Below are 24978 nucleotides of genomic sequence, written 5' to 3' on the forward strand. Positions count from 1 at the left end.
CTATAAAAGAAATAACTGGGTTTAATATATTAACTTTAATGCTATTTAAATTTACTACTGACAAGTCACAGTGATTTTATAGAGTCCTAAATAATCAAGAACACTTGATAAATCATAATTTACATGACATGTTTCATTGTTGTATTTAATAGTTAAGTTTCCGCGTTGTTCTAACCCAGATAAATAAACCTCTCCATCATTACCAACAATACTATTCAATTGGCTGTTATCTTTAAAAATAACTTGAGCACCAAATGGAACTGGTTTTTTATTTGCAAGATTAACCGTCATCAATACGCGATAACCCACGTTAGCAGAAAAATCAGCTTTGACTAAAGCACCTCGACTAGGTGAAATCGTTTGGCTAGTCAATTCCATTTCTGTATTTTCAGGCAGCATTAATGTATCAATTTCTAAGGTATTCTTGCGATATGGTGTAACATAAGGCACTAATGCATAACCCATGCTATTAGTTTTGACACCCGCTTGGTTTAGTATCGCAACATCACCTGCATTGGGAATATCAACAATTGCAGACGTTTCACCCAGTTGTTGTCCAAGGACTATTCCTCCAGAGTGAGCAACTACGCTACCATTGACCCCATAATAAAGATTATGGTTATCTTTGCTATAACTATACCCCCCCGTAATATCACCTAGTTGACCTTTATAGGATGCATTGATATTTCCAGAAGATCCTTGATCTTGGTTGGTAAATCCTTGCTGTGCGCTCCAATTTAATTGATTATTGAGCTGAGACGCAGAAATTCCGACACTTCCTGTACTTGCATTGTTACTACTACTATTTGTATTAAAGTTATAATAGAAAGTATCGTCAAATACACTAAAAGGTACACTTACTGAAAAGGCGAATTGATGTTCATCATCACTTTGTGTTTTGTCTCCCGTCACATAAGAGTAACGATTAGTATTTTTATTATAGGTATAGTTCATCCCATAACTGATACCTTGCCAGCTATTGTTATAGCCTAACGTTGCTGATTGCGTTTTTTTATCACTATTCCAGTAATCTTCTTTTATATAGCCTATGGCTAAAGAACCATTTCCTTCACCTAAATTTTGATTAATCGTAATTTCAGCACGATTACGGCGACGTTCAACTTCTGGACTATAATTTGTACGTCGAAAACTATCGAATACTTCAGATAAGCTATAAAAACCGTTTGTAGAATAACGATAACCCGCTAACGCTATATTTGTGCCCACATCGTTCAGATTTTTATTGTATCTAAAACGGTAAGATTGCCCTTGCTGCTTAATACCATTATCAAAAGCTGAACTTGCATGTGTAATATCGACAGATATTGCACCAAAAACACCTAAGTTTTTTCCTGCACCCAAAGAATAAGATTGATAGTCTTGGCTTAATTGACTACCACCATAAGTTGTCACTCCATAAGGTAGGCCATAAATTAATGTAAATTGCCCAAACTTAGTTTTATCCACATTCTTATCATAAGAGCGATATTCACCTCCCGTCACACTATAAGATAAATAGCCTTCACGTTGTAAAACAGGTAAAGAAGCAAATGGCACGATTTGATGCTGTTCACTCCCATTAGATTCTTTTATCGTGACGTATAAATCCCCACTACTCCCTGTGGGATATAAATCATTAATCTCAAAAGGCCCTGCGGCGACTTCTGTCTGATAAATAATATATCCATTTTGCTTAATAGTAATTTGGGCATTACTGCGCGCAATACCTCTAATAACGGGAGCATAACCTCTTAAACTTTCAGGATACATATCATCATCTGTTGATAATTGAACACCTCTAAATGGCACACTATCAAAAATAGCAGATGGAGAAACACCATCACCTAACATTAATTGGCTTTTTATCTTATTTATATTACGCGATAAATAAGTGTAAACAGTATTCCACTTTCCTGATTGATTATCTGAATTTGACCATGTGGTATAATTGCGCAATCGCCACGGTCCAAAGTTCAATCCAGGTCTTAAATTTATATAATGAGACGTTTCACTTGAATTATTATCTTTGCGATCGTAATTTCTCGACCCACTGTAGCTATAATTAAGCAAAAGTGCAGTGATACCATTATCTATCTTATTTAAATCTATATACCCTCGAGGATCCTTAGATAAAGCAATTTGAGGAATACTCAAATATAATCTTTGAGAATCAAATTCTAATTCACTTTTAGCATCAGGTATCGCAGATAAATTCACACAGCTATCAGTCATTGTATACAGTTTTGGATAATCCGTTGTTTTAACACCAAAATCATTAAGATCTTGCATTGATAAACAGGGAATAAGTTGGTTGTTTTTATTTTTTTCAAATCTAATATTTTTAGTTAAAATCAAGTTAGTATTTACATAAATATCAACGTAATAATTCCCCGCTAATTGTTGGTTATTTTCGAAAGGAGATAAATCGATACTTTCTTTATCCGACGATTCAAGGAAATCAGGATCAAAATAAATATTATCTGACTTGTCGTTTTCCGCATATGATAAAGCCGTATAGCCCAAATATAAAATTAGGCTAATACATATTTTGCTAATTTTCATATTAAAACCTAAATTTATAATTTATTATATTTTAACTTCTGATAAGTTAACGCTAGCACCATAATCATTAATAACTTCCCAGTTTATCGTGCCATGTTCATTACCATCATTTATATCAAATGATTTTGTTGAAAAAGGTTCAACATAAGAGACATCATTTACTGATTTCCCATTAAAATTAATTATCTGAAAATTAAAATAATAAGGTGTTGGATTATTCACACTGATTTTATTTCCAACTTTTGACCATATTAATTTTTTCTGCTCTTCCTCAAAATTCACCTTTTTTAAATTTTCAGGTCGGTAAATTAATTTCATTTGAGTCTTAAAAGCAATCTGCAATGAATTTTCTGTTTTTTCTGTAGCAGGTATTGTTTTTATATTTAGCCAAAATAGAGACTCTTTATCACTAGGCAAATTTCCTTCAGTTAAAAAAATCCTCAGCGTATTCGCCTTATCTGGATTTAATCTAAATAAAGGTGGAGTAATGGTAAATTTTGACTGTTTATTTTCATTAACATCATCTATCCAAGACTGGATTAAATAGGGAATTTTATCTGGATTTTCAACATTAATACTAACGTTTTTATTCCCTTCTGTATAAATAACTCTAGTTCCACCAATAATAACGCCAGCAGAAGATTGATTAATAAAAAAAAGAATAGAAATTAAAAAGACAATAATAGACTTCATATTATCACCACTGTATTTTTATAATAAGGTTCAAGTCCTTTTAAACCTTAATTTATATTTAATCTTATTTAGTTATAGTTAATAGTAAATGTTGCATTACCATTTGCTAAACCCGCAGTAACAGAATCTGTTTTAGCAATATAACGAGCTCTAAAATCTAAATTATTTTCAATATTTTCTTTTAATGGATAGGCTTTAGATGCTGTAAATAAAGGTACTACAACATTCGCATCATCCGTAATTTGAATACCCACTCCAGTTGCTACACCCGACTCTTTTTTCAGGGCAATAACACTGTCATCACCTACATATGAATCTGCGTCAAATTTAACAGATGCAGTGGTCACGGTTTTAGGGCAATTAATTAATTTAATTGTGAATTTTGTCGCTGCGGCAGTACTTCCGGTACTTGGTAATGCTTTTTTAGAGACGGTACCTAAATTAACTTTTAAAGCATCAGAACCCGCAGCTAATTCACATGCGTTATCTATAATTTCCCCTGTAAAATCAATAGTACCATCCGCTGCTAATGCATTATTAGTGACAAAGATAGTCGCTGCAGCAATTAATGTTGCAAGTAAGCTTTTTCTCATTTTTTTCTCCGATTAATTTTTATTAATAAAACCAAATTAATTAAAAAACACTTAATTAACTCAGTATGTGAGTATTATCTAATTGTTTTTTATAATAAACAAGTTTTGGTTATAGCGGTATAATATTCATTTTTTTGATTTAAATCAGGATTTAAAACCAAGCAAACCCTTTATTAGTTAATCAATGAAGTTTATTTTTGATTATTTTAAATTTTCATATATTGATACAACATTGTTAAATCAAAATAAAAGTTAAATACTATTTTTTATTAATAAACACATCTTTTATTTCATTTTATAACGCATATGGTGTGAATAAAAAAAAGTATTATTTCCTCTTAATAATAAAAGCTACTTTTTATTCTATTTGATTAAAATAACTCTTTAATGTGTTATTTTTGAACAAATTCCGACTTAACCTATCAGTTACAAATTGAATGAAAAAAGAATAAAAAATATTATTTATAAAATGTATGGCTTTATTGTCATAGACAAAAAAAGAGCAAGGTTTCCCTTGCTCTGATTTAATATCGGAGTGCTTTTTAGATAGTTACATAATCTCAATTACAACGATTAATTTGAAAACCACTTCTTATTAATCTTAATCAGCGACATTCTTATCTGGCATATAGGAACCAATATTATAAGCTTCTAATTTTGGTGCTTTATCAGAATTTAAGTCAAAATTTAATATTGTTATTGTTCCTGGTGTTGCAGGTAATAAAAACTCTGGAGATAGATTTAAAAAGACTTTGCAAGCTGCGCGGATCACACCACTATGCACAACAGCTAATAAATCACTATCTTCTTTACGTACCCATCCTTGTAATGCCGCACCAATACGATCGCAAAAATCAAACCAATTTTCGCCTTTAGGTGGCGTATATGTACCTGCTCGCCAATTTTTATATTTGTCTGCATGGTGTCTTATAAGTTCTGGTTTTCTTTGTCCTGTCCATTCCCCCATATTTAGCTCACGCAATAACGGTTCTTTAACTGCTTCTGGATGACCGACAATCTCTGCGGTTTGTACTGTTCTGCCTAAATCTGACGTAATAATCCGAGTTGGCGATAACAATTTAATGCTCTCTTTTATCGCCATTGCTTGATTAATACCTTTTGGTGATAAACATGAATTAGCATGTCCTTGTAAGCGCGATTCCATATTCCATAAGGTTTCACCGTGTCTTAATAAAATTAGTCTCATTATTATTCCTTAATTTAATGGTTTAAAGACCATATCCAAGAATTTGGAACCAAGTAAATATCGCAATAGAAATTACCGATGCCCCAACAAAACAAGTAATTAATCCATATTTCATTTGCTCTAACACACTAAAGTAGCCGCTTGAGAAATAGATAGTATTTACTTTCGAATGTGGTGGTAAGGTAATGGTATAAGTCAGTGTAAATGACGCAGCTAATGCCAATGTAACCGGATCCATGCCCAATGTTTTAGCAAGTGCAATAATGGCTGGAATTAAGATGGTTGTTTTTACTGTTTTACTGGTAAAAATTAAATGGCTATACATGCAGATAAAGACAACCACAATATAAACCATTGTAGTGCTCATATTTTCTAGCCCAAGCCCATAAACCATTTTACCAATTAGCCATTGTGCGCCTTCTGTAGATTCTAAGGTGTTACCAGCCGCATAAGCACCTGCTGCAAATATCATTAGATCCCATTTGATATTGGCTTCATTCCACGTTAATAAGCCAATACGAGGCATCAGGCAAAGAATGGCAGCAATAACAGCGGTCATATAAACGCTAATCTTGAAGCCAAACATATCTTGGTGATAGCTTTCGGTTGCCCATAAGAACACTGCCATTAAAAAGATATACATGGCTTTTTTCTCATTCTTAGTAAGCGCACCAAGCTGAGAGCGTTCTTGTTTTAATTTTCCCAGTGAACCTTCGAAATCCACCTCTCCTTTGAAGGAAAATAATTTTAATCCAATAAAAAAGGAGATAGTCATACCAACAATTGCCAATGGGAAAGAGGCAATTAGCCAATCCATATAACCAATAGAACCACCTGCTTGTGAATTAATAAATCCAACCGCAATAATATTGGCAGCAGTTCCTGTCATAACACCGGATGTTGCTAAAGCGTCAGCCTGTACCCCTTGCAACATCATTAATTTCCCGTAATTGCTTTTTCCAGGGATCGCCTTATGTATCTCTAATAAGATCATACAAATCGGCACCATTAATGTCGCACGTGCTGTTGTTGAAGGTACAAAGAAAACTAAACAGAAGTTAATTAATATCAGGACAAATAATGCTTTTTTGGGTGTCTGACCAAAGTTTGTGATCATCCATAAAGCAAAGCGTCTGGCGATATTCGATTTGATCATCGCTGAAGTTAAAACAAAAGCTGAAACCATCAACCATATAACGTCATAACCTAACGTCCCAAAAACAACTTTCTCTTTTGCTACAGTGCCTGTTATTGGTAATAACACAATGACTAGCATCGAGGTTAAATAAATAGGCAAAGAACCACAAACCCATAAAATTAACGCTGCGCAAAAAATAGCAATCGCTTTTTGCCCTTCAATACTTAATCCATCTGGCGTTGGCATAAAAAATAGAACTAGCAATACTAATAGAGCTAAAGGTATTCCTATTGTTTTTAACGTTATTTTATTACCGTTTTGTTTTGGTGATGATGGCGCTGGTTTAGCGATATCATCTCGCTTCGCAGTCTTTTCCATAACCGATTCCTCTTAATATGTAGGGTAGGAAAATTCAGTATAGAAATATTGAGGTATAAAGATAATTGTATTAATATATTATTAATATAAAAATAATTTATGGTTTTGATATGAATTTAAGCCAATTAGATGCCTTTCTATTACTTGCTAACGGTTTTAATGTGACAGAAACCGCAGAGCGCCTATTTTGCACTCAGCCTAGTGTCAGTATAAAAATTCGAAAATTGGAAGAGGAGTTACAAACAACATTGTTCGAAAGGATCAACAATCGGCTTTATTTAACGCCTCAAGGTAAGGTATATCAACAATACGCAACCCAGATTATTAATTTAGTAAAATCCTCTTCTGAGCATATGCGACAATTTGATGATCCCTCTAAAGGTGAAATTAAGTTTGGCGCTAGCCATTTTGTTGGTGTTTACCTATTACCACAAATTATGGCGCAATTTAGAGAACAGTATCCTGACGTAAAACTCAGCATGGATATTTCCAGTTCGACACAACTTATCCATAAGCTTGATACCCAAGAATTAGAGTTTTTAATCATGTCAGATCATATCTATTTAGATCCGACTGAATATCATCTTGATACTTTCCTTATCGATCCCCTCGTGCTTATCTGTTCTCCAACACATTGGTTAGCCAAAAAGAAACGTTGCAGATTTTCTGATATTGAATCTGAAGTTTTTCTGATCAAGCCAGAGCACTCTGCCACTCGTGATTTTTTATTAGACAGGATCAAAGAAAATAATACAGAGATCAAAAATATAATGGAAATAAATAGCTTAGAGGGGATCAAGCAAGGTGTTATTCATGGATTAGGAATTTCTGTTTTATCTCGCTTATCTATTTTACAAGAATTAAAATCAGGCCTTTTATGTGAGATTTCTTTTGATGATATTCAATTTAGCCGAGGCATTCGTTACTTTCATCATAAAGAAAAGTATATCTCTCCTGCTACTAAGAATTTTTTATCCGTTTTACAATCTCAAGCTCAGATTTTAACTAAAGATATCAATAAGTAAATTGATTATCCAATCTCTTATTTACCTTGTTTTAGGGATATTCGCGTATCAATATCTCTGTTAAATCGTTATGATACATCCTCAATTTTCTACCTTTTCTCTAATACCGTTTAAAAGGATTTTATGCGTAAAACACTCTCATCCTATCACCCTATTCTTTATACTTTGAGAGTGGCACAACGTCGTTTATTTCGTTCGCTAAGCTGGCGATTTTCAGGCCGGAAATACAGTAGAGACATTCAACCAAAACAACGACTTTTATACCGTTATCTGAAACATACATCTAAATTAATTAGTCGCCGTGGCGAAAGTGATATTCAATTACAATACAATAAAATAACAAATCTTAAATTAGTTGAAACAGCACTTGATGGCGTCATTATCCATCCTGGTGAGTATTTCTCTTTTTGCTATCTAGTTGGAAAACCTAGTTATAAACGAGGTTTTATTGACGGCATGCAACTTTCTTACGGTGAAGCTAGAAAAGGTGTCGGCGGCGGAATTTGTCAGGCAAGTAATTTAATTCATTGGCTAGCACTACATTCTGAATTAAAGGTGATTGAAAAAGCTAATCATAGTTTTGATCCTTTTCCTGATGAGGGAAGAGTTCTTCCTTTTGGATCTGGCGCTGCTATTTTCTATAATTATGTGGATTTAGTTTTATATAATCCAACACCTTATGATTATCAAATTAAATTACATGTAGCAGAGCATCAATTAGAAGGAGAATTGCTCTGTAGCGAAGCGAGGGAGTATCGCTATCATATCTACGAAAAATCCTCTGCGTTTATCAAAAAAGGAGAGCATGTGTATCGCTGCAATGAAATTTGGCGAGATATTTATACTAAAAATAATGTAGGTGCTTTCCCTAAATTACTGAAATCTGAATTACTTTATAAAAATAGTGTTGTCGTAAAATATGATATTTCAGATGAACAATTGGATTAATCACAGTAATTATTTTTAATATTCTAAATTAAACTTCCTATTATCAATAAAAGATTACATTATTCTTAAAATTAAGACTTTATTAAAATATAGCCTACTTTTTATTTGGAAGTCATTGAATTATCAAATAGAAACTATATCTATTTATTAGAGTCAAAGAATGGTAATTATGCTTCTATTTAATAGGTAATATAATGATGATAAAACTTGATTATCCACAAGAATTAGAAGTTGGTGATATTGTATTTACATGTATTGGTACCTCTTTATTTCGTCAAATTTCCTCCGCTTCTTTATGCTGGAGTAATCATGTTGGCATTATTGTTGGCCATAATGGTGAAGATTATTTAGTGGCAGAAAGCCGTGTTCCACTATCAACAACAACGACATTAACTCGCTTTATTAATCGTTCATCAGGTAAACGCTATGCAATACGCCGTTTATCAACACAATTATCAGATGAACAAAAAAACGCACTTATCGCACAAGTCCCTGAAAGATTAAATAAGCTTTACCACACAGGATTTAAATACGATTCTTCCCGGCAATTTTGCTCTAAATTTGTTTTCGATATTTATAAATCAGCACTTTCTATTCGTGTAGGTGAAATCGAAACCTTCCAAGAGTTATTAAGTAAAAATCCCAATGCTAAATTACAATTCTGGAAATTATGGTTTATTGGGCAAATTCCTTGGGAAAGAACGACCGTCACTCCAGCGAGTTTATGGCAACATCCTCATTTATCTTTAATTTATCGTAGCCATGAAAGTATTAATTAACACATCACATTAATATGCTACGAAATAAAAAGAATAACATAGCCTTCCATTCTTTTTTTATAAAAATCAGGACAAAAAACTCTCCCTTTCTTTGTAATAGGGAGAGTTTTGGTGTAAAACTAAAAAACAATATTTTGTAAATATGACTTAATTATTATTTATCTATTATTCGTCATTTAGGGATCACCATGAAATACCAAGATGTTACGAAATCACCCTGTGAGAATGCTTATTTTTTAGTTTTTAACCTCACCCACTCACCTGAAAATCGCGAAATTCTGATCGATTTTTGTAATAATTTTTCTGGCCTAATACGTAGTATGAGGACACGTTTTCCTGAATTGGAAACAAGCTGTGTAATGGGATTCGGTGCAAATGCATGGACAACATTATTCCCCAATCAAGCAAAACCCAAAGAACTAAATACCTTTAAAGAAATCAAAGGTGATACTTATACTGCGGTTTCTACTTCTGGCGATCTCTTTTTCCATATTCGTGCTCTCAAAGTTTCTGCTTGTTACGAATTAGCCTCTATCATCAGCCAAAAGCTAAAGAATATTGTTACACCTGTCGATGAAGTACATGGATTTAGATATTTTGATGGGCGTTCTATTATTGGTTTTGTCGATGGAACTGAAAATCCTGAATATGAAGATGAGCGTGCTTCTTATGCCGTTATTGGTGATGAAGATCCTGAATTTACAGGAGGTAGTTACGCCTTTGTACAAAAATATATTCATGATATGGAAGCATGGGAAAAACAGCCTCTTATCGAACAAGAAAAAGTCATTGGTAGACATAAGTTCAACGATGTTGAATTAACCGATGAAGAGAAAGAGCCCGGTTCTCATAATGTTGTCACTAATATTCAAGATGAAAACGGTGATGATTTGAAAATTGTCAGAGCCAATATGCCTTTTTCCAATCCATCAAAGAATGAATATGGTACTTATTTTATTGGTTATGCACGTTATTTTTCAACAACCCATCGTATGTTAGAAAATATGTTTGCAGGCACACCTGAAGGTCATACTGATAAATTACTTAAATTCAGTACCCCTGTAACAGGCACATTATTCTTTGTTCCATCACCCGAGTTTATGGATGATCTAGCGTAATTTTCATTGCAAGTAGATATATAGGGCGGTATTTATATATCTACTTTTTATTCTCAGATAGCAGTTCTATTTCTTGGTTTATCTTGTTCAATAACAATTCAAAATTAGAGTAAACCTGCCCATAATCATCGATATATTTCCATCCATACCAATAATTTACTCCTATTTTATAAGAGGTATCAAATACGTTATTTAATAGTTTAGCAATTTCTTCATTAAGTCCTGGTTCTTTATAAGAATGAACTTTCACACCAATATAAATATTCGAACTATCTTTTTCGATAGCAACAGAAAATTTATTTTTATTATAATCGATTAAAACACCAACATACTTTTCATTTATCTCACAGTTGTCATCTGAAAATTCTAACTGAGGATAATCATTTTTTATTTTATTTCCCCATAAAGTAAAAACTCTTTCTATTTCTCTAATTAAGAGAGTATTTAAGTTTTTTCTTAATGATTCTGTATCATTAATGATCTTTTTTATTTCATCAATTCCGTCATCAATGTAATTATCAGATACATTTATTGCATTAAGAATATAGTCATTTATTTCATCATTCATTTTGTTTTTTTCTTTTTCATATTTATTTAGAAATTTAATTTCTAAGCTATCTTTATATTGATACACAAAAGAATCAAAAACTTTATTATTTTTATCAGTTTTATTTATCTGAGGGTAAACATCTTTTTCTAACCACATTAATATTTCACATTCAAATGAAGAAAGTTTAAAATAAACCTTATTACTCTCTTTATACTTACCAAGACTCTCAGGCAGGTAATCTTCTTTCTTATATCCCGTTAAATACAAAACAAAAATATTCTCTTCTTGATACCCATCAGAGATAAATTTTTCAATATATCTTTCTAATTGTCGTTCTTGATCTGGCGCATTACAAACTTTACTTTCTATTATGATTGCATAAAATCCATCTTCAATACTAATATCAACTCGATTCTTTTCTGTTTTGATTTTTAGTTCTTTATAATTAAAGATAATTTCTTTCTTTAAAACCCGTTTTAAAAAAGAAGGGATAAATTTATACTCATTACCTTTTTTATTATTTAATATTTTCTTTAAAATAATACTATGCTTATTTTCATTAATATTAAGAACATCGACTAAATTAGTAGAGCATAAAAGATTATCTTCTAATTCATCATATTTTAAAACCATATTTCTTGCTAAATTTATGATGGCTAAGTATTTGTTTTTTACTGATCCATCACAAAAATCTCCCTGTTTATCAAAAACAGTCATATACCCTCTTAAGAAAAAAACCATCATAACGATGGTTTTTTATCTGAATCAATTATAAACCAAATACATTGACATAAAATTCTTTGCCATCATCCGTGCTTTCGATGGTATAAGTAATTGGAATAGAGTTCTTACCGCCTTTACCTTCAAAAGAAAGTTCAGCAGCACACGAATAAGTATCTCTTTTTTCGTCATGTTCACGTGTACGCACACTTTCCACTTTGATCTTAATTTGATCGATCACTGCTGCCATTTTTTGGTCACGTAATTCGTCTTTTGTAATATCGACCACTAAGTTCTTTGCTTCAGTACTATCACAATTAGGTGTTCCATCACCACACCCAACCAAAGGTAATGTTAATGCGCCTAATAATGCTAATTTTAGAATTCGAGTTTTCATGCTGATTATTTCTTCCTTGCTGACAAGATAAAATATTTTTCAATATTTTACCTAATAATTATCTTGCAACAATATCGAGTTATAATAGTTAGAATAAGATCACGATAGAAATTAATATTAAAATTTTAAGACAATCATTAAGTAAAACCAGTGGTTTTTAACACTAATATTAATCTACTTCTGCCACTTGTGTTTTCATTACACCAATAATATCAACTCGAATATTACGAGTGTCTGCCCGTCCTTTATCATCCACCGCACGAATGCGGTAACGGCCACTTTCTTTTGGCTGCCACTCTATTGAACGCTGATTGGTACTGTTACCCAAATAAGCATCGTCAACAAACCAGTAAATTATATTACTGTCATTATCTGCTGTTGCATTAAATACAATGGATGTATTCGGCGTTGATGTTCGTCTAAAGGTGTAAGTTGTATTTCGTAATGGCGATAATATACGAGGAGGTGTTCCTGTCACTGCCATATCCCCATTTTTACAATGAGCAGTAGAAGGAGGGGTTCGCTTCGGTAGCCCTGCTTGAGCAAATACTTTAGCTAAATCAGAAGGCCAATATTCAAAAATTTCGATATTTACCTGATCTTCATTATACGGGGGACAGACAACCTCTCCCGTCGTTTTATCAATTGCTAGAGGCCGATAAATAGCATCCACTTTAATCGGTGATTTTCCTGGAATAAACCATGTTTTACCCTTACGTTGACACCATGGTGTAGGTAAATTACCACTCGCCAGACAAATATCGACTTGTTTAATATTTTCAGGCAGTTTAAATCGAGGCTCTTTTAACTTCGGATAGTCTGCAACTATATTATCTATAATATTAAAAAATAGAGGTGCAGCAGCTTCGGCACCAATTAATGCGCTGTTTCCTTTACCATCAAAGTTACCTATCCAAACCACTAAAACATAGGGGCCAAAGATCCCACTACTCCATGCATCACGAAATCCCCAAGAGGTGCCTGTTTTCCAATAAATGGGTAAAGCCATAGATTTTTGCGCCAAAGTATCATCAGGTCTTCGATGTTGCCCTAACATATCTAGCGTGATAAAACTTGCTTCTTCACTTAGCAATCGAATAGGTTTGGCAATAGTATCCGTACTTTGCATTCTTAATGGTTTAAGCTCTCCTTGATTAGCTAATATTCCATAAAGCTTTGCTAACTCTTGTACCGTAATTTCACCGCCTCCAAGCACCAGCGATAAACCATAATGTTTTTCACTGGCCATATTACTAACACCTGACATTTGTAAAAACTGATAGAGCGTAGGCTGTTTCAATTGCGAAGCTATGGCTACTGCTGGGATATTTCGGCTGTAATTGAGAGCTTGAGTAGCAGAAATAGGCCCTAAAAAGCGTAAGTCAAAGTTCTCTGGCGCATAACTGCCAAAGGTTGAAGGCACATCTTTTAAAATTGTTCGAGGATGTAAAATGCCTTGCTCTAATCCTAATGCATAGATAAAAGGCTTTAATGTTGAACCCGGTGAACGCTTTGCATTGGTGCCATTAACTTGCCCATGAATATCAACATTATAATAATCAGCCGAACCAACTAGCGCTTTAACGCCCATATCTCGTGTATCAACAAGGATCACTGAGGCATTTTTAACACCAAGGTGTTTATTTCGTTCAATAAATGCATCAACTTGTTTCTCAACTAATTTTTGTAATGGGAGATCAATTGTTGTCACTATGGTTGTAGGCTTTCTTGGATTAAACCTTTCCTGCTTTTCAATTTGTTCAACTAAATGAGGCGCTATATAAGGCATCTTCTCAGGCTGGCGTAGCCGAAGCGGTAATTGAAAGAGTGCTGATAAATTGGCATCTTTAGGATGCTCTTTTAACCAATAATCATAAAGCTGGTTTCGCGTTTTCATTAAAGAAAGGCTAATGCCATCACTATTTGGCTCGATTCGGTAACTCGGTGATTGAGGTAATACGGCAAGTGTTAACGCCTCAGGTAACGTTAATTCTTTAGGATTTTTATTAAAGTAAATCAGGCTTGCTGCCCCAACACTCTCTATATTTCGCCCATAAGGTGCATAGTTAAAATACGCTTCTAAAATATCATGTTTTGAATAACTAAGTTCTAATTGAATAGCGCGTAATACTTGAACAAGTTTTCCCCCTACATTTCGCGTATTTAATTGCCAATGCATACGCGCTAATTGCATTGTAATTGTAGAGCCACCTTGTAATCGTTCACCATAAATATAACTGACGAAAAAACCACGAATTAAACTGTAAGGGTTAAAACCTATATGATAATAAAACCAGCGATCTTCATATCGCATGGCGCTCTCAACCATTAAAGGCGAAATGTCGTCTAAATCTGTCCATAATCGATAACGCTCATCATTAGCAAGTGTTAAGCGAAGTAGGTTGCCATTGCTATCATAATAAGCTGTTGAAGATAAGAAACCCTCTGAAAGTGCTGGATGAGGAAATAATCGAAATCCTACACAAAAAAGGGCAACTAAAAAGCCACCCATCAAAATATTTTGTAAAACACGCTGACTTCTGACCATCTTAGAATAACCACAAATCAGCGTTAGAAACCCAACTTAATTTCATTTTACACTGCCATTATTTAACGTCGGTTTATTAACAGTCATAACTCCTTTACCAACAGCTAATGCTTGTATTTCTCTATCATACATCGCTTCTGCAAATGCTGGCGGTATTGTAAATACCCCAGAATTAGTCGCTTTAATTTGATAAACAAATTCTTGTACCTGTTGGTTAGCCCTACCATAAATAATGACTCTGTCTTCTCGAATATCACTGTATTCTGGTGACCAGCGTGTTCCTTTTGATCCCGTTGGTGACAACCATTCCACTTCAGGGTTATCAACATCATCCATTGATTGCTGTACAACCTCAAATCCTCCCGGAAGTAAGTCCACCAGCACAACATTATCAACACCCTGCTTTGCATTGGCTCTGACTTTTATATGTACATAAAGCTTTTCACCTAACGTTGCACTATTTACAGACTCACCTTTTTCATTCACGTAATCACGAGAAATTTCTAATCCTCGTGAAAGCGCTTCTTTAGGTTGCTCACTATCAAAACCAGACTGTGTAACAACATACCAAGCAGGATTATTTGTTGAGTTATTAAATAAAACTTCGTTAATACCTGCACCAAACTGGCCAATCGCAGTTGCATTTGTCATTGATGAGATCACTATTGGCGGATTTTCACCTTTTTTAACGCTCACTGTTAATGGTTGTGCTGACGCTGTGGTGCTTTGGATCTGTTTAGTGTAATGCTCTAATGCCAAAATACTCATCGCTGATGATTGTGTGGTATAGCGCTCCTCTTTAAAGCGCAATACCATATTCTCTAAGAGCTGCGGTGGAATATCAGCCGCTTTTTCAGGAAAATGTTTCACAATCAAATACAATCTTGTACTGTCTAGAACCAGCGGATCTAAATAGTTTTGCGACCACCATGCTTTACTATAAGCCTTGCTTAGCTCTTGCCATGTGGGCTTTAACAACTCGTCAGCTTGCTTATCCATTTTCAGCATTTTGTAAGAAGCAGCTAAATATAAAGCACCTAAATCACTCTGCCATGTTTTTGGATAGTTCTTTTGCATACGCGTTTGAATAGCAGCTATTTCACTGGTAGTAACTTTGCCTTGACGCGTTAGCAAATAGACTGCAAAAGCACGCATTCTAAGTTCATCTTGATTATTTAACCCTACATTGACGGCAAGCTTAGTTAAATATTCATTAGATGATCGTAATAATGTATCAGATACAGGGTAATTTGCTTCTTGTGCCTCTAGTAAAAATTGAACCACATATAAGGTGACAAAAGGGTCTGTCGATGGTGTAGAGCGCCATGTTCCTATCGCCCCTTGCCCATTTTGACGAGTGAGTAATGTCGCCATTGTTTGTTCAAGCTGAGAACGAATTTTATCTTGTGAATAGATCGCCTTCATTTCAGGGTTACGTTGATGGAATAACAACGGTATTGCCTGACTGGTTATTTGCTCTGAACAATTATAAGGATAATTAGCTAGATATTGAGCTAATGCACTACTGAGCACCAAAGGAGAGTAAGATACACGCGCATCTCTTTGCGCATACTCATCATACATTTGACGAATATACGTGACACTCTGCTCTTTTCCATCCATACGACCTAAGCTTGATTGAGTTCGATAAGCTGAAGCAGGGCGAATAGAAAGATTCATCGTTCTTTGAGTCACTTTGCCTTCATTATTCACTGAGAACGTGATAGCGCCATTACCCAATTGCGATTTCGCTTTTACTCTAAAGGAAACTACCGTTTCTTTTTTCTCACCTAATTCTAGTTGATAACTCTTTTGTCCTATTACCTCTAATTGAGCTTCTGGTGTTATCGTGACATCCAGTTTTGTTTTAACACCATTAAGATCAGTGAGATTATTTGCAATACCTAAAGTCACATCAAATTCATCATTTGGTGCGACAGTCGTCGGTATATGTGGGCTTAATACAAAATCATCACGCACTGTAGTATAACGTTGTGCATTCCCTATACGATTTTGAGTAACAGATATCGCCATTATGCGGATCTTGCCATTAAAATATTCAGGCACTTTATAATTAAAGACAGATCCACCCTCTACTTCCGTAATACCAGACCAATAGGCCACCGGTTCTTCTTTTTTACGTTTGAATGGGTTTAAATAGAGATCAACTCCTTCTCCCGCATCTCCACCCGGTGCCGATGTCAGTGACATCATTTTGCTAAACTCAGGCAAGATAAGATCGAGTATTTGTGTACTTTCAACTTCTAATGATCGTTTACGGAAGAAGTAATCCAACGGATCTTTTAATTTATATCGTGCAACTTGTAAAATGCCTTCATCAACAGCAAATACAACAACTTGTTGTGGAGTTTCTGTTTTTACGGTGATCGGCAAAGTCTCGCCTGGCTTAATAACCTCTGGTGATTGCAATTCAATATTAGCTTGGAAATTTTCACGACTCACTTTAAACGGTATAACACCATAGCTAAGTGGACTCATAAATATTTCATCAGAGTTAATATCTCGAACAAATTGGACATTGATATAACCATTACCTTGTAACTCATCAGGAACACGGATCTTTTGTACTGAACTTGTTGTTGATGATGTAAACCACTGCCAATGATAAACCTTATCTTTTTCTATAGTGATAATGCCACTGCCGATATAAGGCGCATTAATGGCAATTTCTATCTCTTCACCAGCTTTGTATGTGTCTTTGTTTAAAGTGAGTTGTAGCTCTGCTTCCCGATCAAGAGATCGCGTAACATTCGCGTTTCCTGCGACCGTATAATTGATACGGTTGAGCACATTACCTGCTTTATTTTTGACTAATAATACAAAATTACCCGGTGTTTGCGTCTCTAATAAAAAGTGGCTACCATTTTCATCAATAGAAAATGGTACTTCATTAATAAAAACTTCTTTTAATTTAGATTGATATTTATAAACACCCGAATTTTGGCGAGTTAAAACAGAAAGGTATTTTTGCTCATAACGTTCTAGTGTGAGCGCCTCTTGGGTGACTTGTTTTAATGTTGGATCAATGGCGATGAAATTGAGATTACGTTGTGCATTTTGATTGATATAGTCAAGTGTTCCGTCTGCTTTTACACCAACGAGATAATCGTGAGGAGATACCATTACACGGGCCGCTGCAGTGACTGAGCGACCACTTCCTGCATCAAAAGCCTCAGAGATAAGTTGTAATTGATAAGTTGCATCATCATAGGACTCTAGCCCTAAATCAATATCAGCTATCCCTTCATCATTTGTTGTCGTCTCTTCTAACTCTGTTTCAAAGCTATCATGATTACGGCGGTTTTCATAAAAACGATAATCAGAATAACGTGAGAAATTAGGATAAATTGGTCGTAACGTTAATTTAGATACAACACGTCTATCTTGTGCTGGTGTACCAAATAAATTTTGTACGTCAATTGATGCTTTTAATTCAGAAGGTTTAACCCACCCTTGTTGCCTATTAGGTTTCAGATTAAGTGCAACTTTAAGTAAATCAGGTTCAAATTCTTTAACGACAATGCTCGTACTGCCTAATAAACTGGCATCTTCATTATTCTTACCCACCAAGTAAAGATAAATATTCCAATCTCCAGTAGGCGAATTTTCTGAAGTAGTATAATTCAATTCATTAAAACCAAACTCGTTTAATGTCATGGAATTATTTAACATTAATGTATTACGAGGATCACGAATTTCAACACGTAGAGGTACACCTTCAATAGCCGTTTTCCAGTCAAATGTCCGTGTAATTAGCCCAATATTGAAAGTTTCACCAGGTCTATAAACACCTCTATCAGAAAAGAGAAAACTATCAAGAGTCCGAGGATCATTGGGCGTTTCATCACCATAAACATCAAAGCGAGAAAGATTTAGTTGTCTATCGTAATAAGCATTTGTCGGTAAAAATGAAATATCCCCTTCTTTTTCCACTAAAAAAAGAACCGCAGTTTGTTCATTTCTAAAGTCTTTAAGCGTTGGAAAAGCAACATGCCCATCAGCATTAGTTATTTTGCTAAGTAACGTTGTTCCATTTTTAGCAATGACAGAGACTTTCGCGTTACTAACCGGTTCACCACTATAAATAGATTGTACAAAAACATCTCTTGAACCATTAATCGAGGATTTCGCGATAATGCCTAAATCAGTGACAACAACAAAGCGAGCATCAGAAACCTCTTCATCATCGTCATCATCATCTTCATAATATTCTTCGTCTTCATCATCTGTTCTTGATGCTTTGTTCGGATCCCAAGAAGTCAGTTTTAATAAAAATATGCCACGTTTAGCATTAGGATCAGCAGATAAATAGCGACTTAAATCGATACCCTTATATTGGGTTTCACCTTTATTTTCATTGTTAAGCGCTGTTTGATAAGTAAAATGCTCTGTAAAATATTCATCATTCAGACGGTTAAAATTTGTTGAAGTAAAATATTTATCTTTAAAAGAAACGATATGTTGTAACTGATTTGGAATAACTCGCTTAATATCTAATTGTAACCCCGGAAGATTACGAGCAGAAACGGTGATCCGTTTATCTCCTGTCATAGAAAGTAAAGCGCCTTCAGATACAAAACTCAGCATTTGTGGGTAATCAGGGACACGGACGATTTGATAACGATCTTCTTTTAATTGGTATCCTCCAACAGATGTTATTCCACTTGAAATTTTAACCAATAAGGAGCGATAAGCAGGTGCATTATATTTAAAAGCAAAGGTAGCCTGATTTTCTTGCTCATTATCACTTATCTCAAGTGTTAATTTTTCTGACTGTTCAAGAATAGTGTTACTAACATCATTCAAATTCCAATCGTAATAATCATCTTCACCTTGGTTAAGGTCAGCATTTTGTATTTCTAAATTATGTTGAGGTAGTAGCCATGCACTAACTTCATTTTTTATCTCTTTCTCATTCAACGCATCATTTAAAGAAACAATAAGCACACGCGCATCTTTACCATTTTCAGACTCAACAAGCTCACTTTCTATATTGGAAACACTAAGGCTATATAAGCTTGGAACATCCACGTTATAGGTTTTTTCTTTTGATGTTGAATTTGCTGTCACTGCACTCACAACACCAGGTGCAATTTTAAGGAACACTTTGCTACTAATATCTTTTAGTGCTAACTGTTCAGAATGAACCCATGCCGTTAATTTCTTATTATCATAATTAATAACATATTTTAGTTTCTCATTATCGCCATATTTCATTGAAAGCCGTTTTTCAAAGCTCTGAATATCGACAGGGGCATTAAATGCAATTTTAATAATGGCGTGCTTTTGAGCAGGATTCTGAGGATCTTGATAAAACTCACCACTCCCTAAGCGATAATCAAAAATGGACGTTTTAAATTCATATTTTTTTAATTTAAGTGAAAACTGAGGTGCTAACAACAGAGATTCATCGAGTTCTATTTGATATTCGCTTCCCATTGCAAATGGTTTTTTCGCTGTAAAAACAAGGGTTGAACCATTTTGCCAATGCCAATTACCCTCAATCGCAGGTGTTAATGTCACACCTTCAGTGACTTCTTTATCAATAAGTGTAATCGGTGCGGCAGAACGTGAAAAAGATAACGTTATTTTCTGTGACTGAGGATTGTCACTGGCATAATTGATTGGCGTAGGGGCAGTCAGTTTTATATCAACTTTTTGCACAACAATGGGAGCAACATCAATAGGAACAGGGCGATTAAGATAACTGTGATAACCGTAGTAACTACCGAATGATGCGACTAGAAGAAAAATAATAGAACCTAATACCGTTTTCGGGTGGTCCACTATACCCTTTTCAATATTTCTCAAATGCCGAGCAACAAAACTAATCCATATAGGTGTACTCCATTGTATTTGTCCTATAAACGGGCTAAGTATTTTTTCAAGAAGACGAATACAAAAAACAATAGCCCAACCCAATAAACGGATCAGTTTAAACGGAAGGCTAAGTAAAAAGCGCAATACATCCATATAGATAGTCCTAGATTGCTCTGATAAAAATACATTTTTTTATCAGTAAAATTAAGTCAAAAATTGAAATAATTAGGGTTTCTGTAAGTAAATAAGCATTAGTACTTATTAATAAATAAGTATATAAAGACAGATTACATTCTTAATATTTTTTTCCTAGCATTCAACTCTATTTCAAGACTCTTCTGAACTTTAGTTTGAGTCATCTTTTTCTAATAATCATTTTATGTTTAATAAAATACAGAATAAAAGGCAATTTTTGCGAGAAGAATCGCACTATTAAAGTGCGATTTACATTTTCTCGGCGCAAATATTACTTCGCTATTAAAGAGTTATAATTCTCTATCAAATATTTATATTCATTTGAAATCGTATTTATGCTACTCGATATATCTTTATTCTCATTGAGTTTTTTCTCTAACACTTTTAACTCAATAACAAGTTGTTGGTATAATTCTAAATATTTTTTAACTGAATAATCAGAGCCTTTCATATTTTCTTTATTCAGCAATGTTTCGTCACCAAATATTTTTTCTAATTCAATTGATTGAGCTTCAATTTTGGTAATTGCAGCAGAGAGTATAGCCACATCTATTTTATCTGGGTTCATTGAATCAAGTGTGTTGGTTACTGTATCCAGTGATTGCATAATTTGATAGCGAACAACCAGACCTTCTTTTTTCACTAATTCAAGCTCTTCAATATGCATTGCTTGATAATAGTTTTCATATGCATCAGCAGCTTTTTCTTTCTCATCGATTAGTTTGGCATAAGCATTTTTCACTTCTTCATACAAATTACTGGCTTGAGCAAAATCATCTAAACGATAAGTCTCTTTTACAACCAGATAATCACCCAGCTTTAGCAGTTTTTCATATAAATCAACATAACTTTCACCATAAGCATTACCTACAGCATCTAATTCTGGAAGTGTGGGAGGAAGAGTTTTCATAAATTCAAAAGATTCTTTAGCACGCTCTGCTCCTGAAGCACTCAAATGCATAGAGAAAGCGCTTCTAACAGGCATTATCGCACTACTCGCTTTCATTTTTTTTATTTGGTCTGTTTCAGTTTCGAATATTTTGAAAGGTGTTAAATCAATGCTTTCACCATTATCAGAACTTAAACTTGTTAAAACTGTTTTCGTATTATCTAAAAGATTAACGTTAATTGTGCCTGAAATTCTGCCCGTTTTTTTCTGTATAATGGTGCCAAAATCTTCGTTAAACGTTGCTAACCACAAATTACCTTTTTCAATTTTTTGACTAAACTGAACTTCATCTGATTGGATATTTTTTGAATCAGGTTGAGATTGTGTTGTTTGCTCTGTTTTATTTTTATCTTGCGAGGGTGTTCCTGTATTCGAATTTTCATTTGAATTATCACAACCTACTACTGATATTAATAAAAGACTTATTATCGATGCTAATATGCTCTTTCTCATAATCCCTCATTATATTATTAAGTAATTAACTCGCTATAGACTATAATGAGTTTAATAATTAATGACTATTATTTATTAAATTAATTTTAAGAAACATAATAACACTCTTAATAAGAGTATTAACATTTGATTAACGACGTACATTTACTTAAACATAATATTATATATTTATAAGTATTTTTTAAAGATTTTATAGATATCTATATTAACTATTTTCAATTCCTTCTTTTAACGCCTGAGCAATAAGCTTTAATATAAAATCCATAAAGCAGGTACTATCACTCTGTTTATCAACCTCACCTAATACTCGATAATAATCATCTTGATGTTGCTGGATAAGTGTTTCAACTGGCAACCAAACTAACCCTGTACGCGATTTACTTAAAATAACAGATTGCCATAATCGTCCCATTCGGCCAATTCAAAGTGTAGCTAGGCGACTAGTAAATGAGTCGCTAGGTGTGAGTTCGGTCGGTGAATGAAGACCTTGTTTATCGGGAAGGTTAATCTGATTAACCCAACATAAGCATAAATGATGAAGTTGACCAAAAAATAAGTTATCAATACACTGTCGCTACCGCTTGTATTGCCCAGCCCCCACCTGATGTTCACGCTGCTGATAAAGGATTACGAACAATTCTAAGCACCAATAAATGGGGGCTGGCTAAGCTGCTTGACCGTGAATTACTTCCGATCCTCTTCAAGTACAATAGATTTTATTAGCAGAAACGGATTCGATGAATAATGCTGCTGTGAGTACTGCGACATTATGAGGCTGCTAGTTCTGCCAGTCATTTAAAACAGGAGGGAGGAAAGGAGACTCATGGGATGTATACTCAAACAAGCTGCTCCTTGCGTCATTTCAAGCCTGAATGATTTCCTCCGAACAATGCATCTTCCTTAATGTGTTTATGATGTGATCATATACCCTTATTCATTCAAACCGCAGGTTCGTTGGCTGCGCTCAGCCTGCAGCTTGAATTACATTGGGTATATATACCGGATTAAAATATCAATTAAGTAAGGTAAGTATTGTATTTTGAATAAATAACTTTTTAAGATTTTTAGTATTGGAAGACATATTGAGAATAACGCAACATGCAGAAATTTAAAGGGAAATGCGAAGGTTTATCGGTGCCGGTTAAATAACCGGCACCAGGGAAATTAACGCCAGCGTTCTGTCGCCCAAGCGACCTGCTGTTGTGCGTCGTGGAAAGTCCAGGCCACGAAGCGACTGATTTTTTGCCCCTGCGCCATTTCAATGGTACGGACTTCGGCCGCACCCACCAGCTTCAACGCGTGATAAATCGAAGGCAAGGTAGTGTTTTTAGAAATCAACGAGGTGAACCACAGGCAGTTTTGCGCCAAGCTAACGCTCTCCTCTACCATTTTACGCACAAAGGCTTCTTCACCGCCTTCACACCATAGCTCTTTATTTTTACCGCCAAAGTTCTGTACCGGCTTGTCGGCTACCTCGCCTTTACCCAGCTTGTGCAGTTTGCGGCGGGTGCTGGCTTGCGCTTCCTGTTCTGAGCTGTGAAACGGTGGATTACACAGTGTAGCATCAAATTTCTCCGCCACGCCGATGATGCCGTTCAAAATAAATTCGGGTTGTTTTTGTAAACGTAGGCGCACGCCGTTTCTCAGTGTCGGATTCATCTCCACGATCATTTTGGCCGTATTGAGCGATACCGGATCAATCTCCGAACCGGTAAAACGCCAGCCGTATTCACACAGGCCAATAATCGGATAAATACAGTTGGCACCAACACCCACATCAAGGATCGCCACGCCTTTACCGCGAGGGAACTCACCGCCGTTGCTGGTCGCCAGCAGGTCGGCCAGATGGTGTAAATAGTCGGCACGCCCAGGGATCGGCGGGCACAGATAATCGGCGGGAATGTCCCAGTGTTCGATGCCATAAAAATGTTGCAGCAACGCACGGTTGAGCATTTTAACCGCCGCAGGATCGGCAAAATCTACCGAGATATCGCCCCAGGCATTCGGCTTGACGAACGGCTCCAGTGCAGGGCAACTGGCGATCAGCGCCGGAAAATCATAGCGTGAGCGATGACGGTTACGCGGGTGCAAGCCGCTTTTCTGCTGTAGGAAGGTTTTCTTTTTTTCCACCGTGAAGGGCTCTCTTAAAGGTATTTCTGACGCGTACGATACCATATACCCTATAGCTTTCAAATTGCAGCTAACAGCTCAGGATGAAACCGTATTAAGCCTGCATTCAGAGTTTATGCCGGAATGCCCTGCTCTTTATACCCAACGTCATTCAAGATGCAGGAAGGCGGCAAGGGAAGATAGACAGGGAACATACATCAGTATGTGACCCAGCTGATTAGGTACGGCCAACGAACCTGCAGTTTGAATGAATAAGGATATATACCATCCGTTTTAAGCAATAAACTACCTAAATGTAAGATTTAATAAGCTGATTTGACCAAATTGAATACATTAACGCCAAACATGGAACAACTAACACAAAATGTAAATCGTCCAACTAATAATATCTGCACATAATTGGATTATATTCCATTATTAAATTGTCCTGTTTGATTAAAGCAGATCATTGTTCCTGTTTTTTATATTGCTTTTCTTCTTTTATCTCAGTGACAGGGCATCAGCCAAATTGGGCGTAACTGGGCTACTATAGTTTTAATGCCTGTTGCACCATAAAATACACGTAACCTGTATTCTCACTCGTATCAGCCCTAACTTTACTATTCGGTTTCATGGCCTCATTTTGCTGGCTACTTTTGGCTCATAAGTGCTACCTTGTTTAGTGCTGACTATAAGATAATTAAAACAACAGACTGAAACCTTGTGATATGATCACACAATGCTTGTGAAATAAAACGACATTCAGTGTAACAAT

General features: G+C 35.0%; 16 protein-coding genes. 4 read left to right on the forward strand and 12 right to left on the reverse strand.

The features are described from left to right. Positions 1–54: 54 nt before the first annotated feature. From LG402_RS16660 to LG402_RS16680, 5 genes are all read right to left on the reverse strand, one after another. Positions 55–2562, reverse strand: coding sequence for a fimbria/pilus outer membrane usher protein (locus LG402_RS16660; RefSeq protein WP_227335981.1), 2508 nt, complete (start codon positions 2560–2562; stop codon positions 55–57). Positions 2563–2586: 24 nt separating this feature from the next. Then, on the reverse strand, positions 2587–3255 hold the full coding sequence (locus LG402_RS16665; protein ID WP_227335982.1) for a molecular chaperone: 669 nt from the start codon (positions 3253–3255) through the stop codon (positions 2587–2589). A gap of 68 nt (positions 3256–3323) precedes the next feature. Continuing rightward, positions 3324–3848: a fimbrial protein gene (locus LG402_RS16670; RefSeq protein ID WP_166539764.1), complete on the reverse strand. Its 525-nt coding sequence runs from the start codon at positions 3846–3848 to the stop codon at positions 3324–3326. A 601-nt stretch (positions 3849–4449) separates the two neighbouring features. Continuing rightward, a complete protein-coding gene (locus LG402_RS16675; protein ID WP_109409767.1) occupies positions 4450–5055 on the reverse strand; it encodes a histidine phosphatase family protein in 606 nt (201 codons plus the stop codon). Positions 5056–5077: 22 nt separating this feature from the next. Continuing rightward, on the reverse strand, positions 5078–6571 hold the full coding sequence (locus LG402_RS16680) for an SLC13 family permease (protein ID WP_166539763.1): 1494 nt from the start codon (positions 6569–6571) through the stop codon (positions 5078–5080). A 110-nt stretch (positions 6572–6681) separates the two neighbouring features. On the opposite strand from LG402_RS16680, the gene LG402_RS16685 reads away from it, so the two are divergent. The 4 genes from LG402_RS16685 (at position 6682) to LG402_RS16700 (ending at position 10441) form a co-directional block, all read left to right on the forward strand. Beyond that, complete coding sequence (locus tag LG402_RS16685) at positions 6682–7596, forward strand: LysR family transcriptional regulator (protein ID WP_227335983.1); 915 nt, start codon at positions 6682–6684, stop codon at positions 7594–7596. Between the two features lie 123 nt (positions 7597–7719). Further along, a complete protein-coding gene (locus tag LG402_RS16690; RefSeq protein WP_166539761.1) occupies positions 7720–8544 on the forward strand; it encodes a VanW family protein in 825 nt (274 codons plus the stop codon). A 197-nt stretch (positions 8545–8741) separates the two neighbouring features. Next, positions 8742–9323: a YebB family permuted papain-like enzyme gene (locus LG402_RS16695; RefSeq protein ID WP_109409803.1), complete on the forward strand. Its 582-nt coding sequence runs from the start codon at positions 8742–8744 to the stop codon at positions 9321–9323. A 188-nt stretch (positions 9324–9511) separates the two neighbouring features. Then, the gene (locus LG402_RS16700) at positions 9512–10441 is read left to right on the forward strand and encodes a Dyp-type peroxidase (protein ID WP_227335984.1); all 930 of its coding nucleotides are present in this window, start codon (positions 9512–9514) and stop codon (positions 10439–10441) included. A 40-nt stretch (positions 10442–10481) separates the two neighbouring features. On the opposite strand, the gene LG402_RS16705 is transcribed toward LG402_RS16700, so the two are convergent. From LG402_RS16705 to rlmF, 7 genes are all read right to left on the reverse strand, one after another. Continuing rightward, positions 10482–11708: a PD-(D/E)XK nuclease family protein gene (locus LG402_RS16705; protein WP_227335985.1), complete on the reverse strand. Its 1227-nt coding sequence runs from the start codon at positions 11706–11708 to the stop codon at positions 10482–10484. A gap of 52 nt (positions 11709–11760) precedes the next feature. After that, positions 11761–12108, reverse strand: a complete 348-nt coding sequence (locus tag LG402_RS16710) for a hypothetical protein (protein ID WP_072070169.1) — start codon at positions 12106–12108, stop codon at positions 11761–11763. A gap of 169 nt (positions 12109–12277) precedes the next feature. Then, positions 12278–14656, reverse strand: a complete 2379-nt coding sequence (gene pbpC / locus LG402_RS16715; RefSeq protein ID WP_227335986.1) for a penicillin-binding protein 1C — start codon at positions 14654–14656, stop codon at positions 12278–12280. A 42-nt stretch (positions 14657–14698) separates the two neighbouring features. Continuing rightward, the gene (locus LG402_RS16720; protein ID WP_227335987.1) at positions 14699–20650 is read right to left on the reverse strand and encodes an alpha-2-macroglobulin family protein; all 5952 of its coding nucleotides are present in this window, start codon (positions 20648–20650) and stop codon (positions 14699–14701) included. Between the two features lie 313 nt (positions 20651–20963). Next, positions 20964–22094: a DUF3829 domain-containing protein gene (locus LG402_RS16725; RefSeq protein WP_227335988.1), complete on the reverse strand. Its 1131-nt coding sequence runs from the start codon at positions 22092–22094 to the stop codon at positions 20964–20966. A 205-nt stretch (positions 22095–22299) separates the two neighbouring features. Further along, positions 22300–22506 (reverse strand): hypothetical protein, encoded by a 207-nt coding sequence (locus tag LG402_RS16730; protein ID WP_227335989.1) that lies wholly within the window; start codon positions 22504–22506, stop codon positions 22300–22302. Positions 22507–23258: 752 nt separating this feature from the next. Then, entirely contained in the window at positions 23259–24224 is a 966-nt protein-coding gene (gene rlmF, locus LG402_RS16735) for a 23S rRNA (adenine(1618)-N(6))-methyltransferase RlmF (RefSeq protein WP_227335990.1), read from the reverse strand. Positions 24225–24978 lie beyond the last annotated feature (754 nt).

The sequence above is a fragment of the Proteus sp. NMG38-2 genome (assembly GCF_020640995.1).
Lineage (GTDB): Bacteria > Pseudomonadota > Gammaproteobacteria > Enterobacterales > Enterobacteriaceae > Proteus.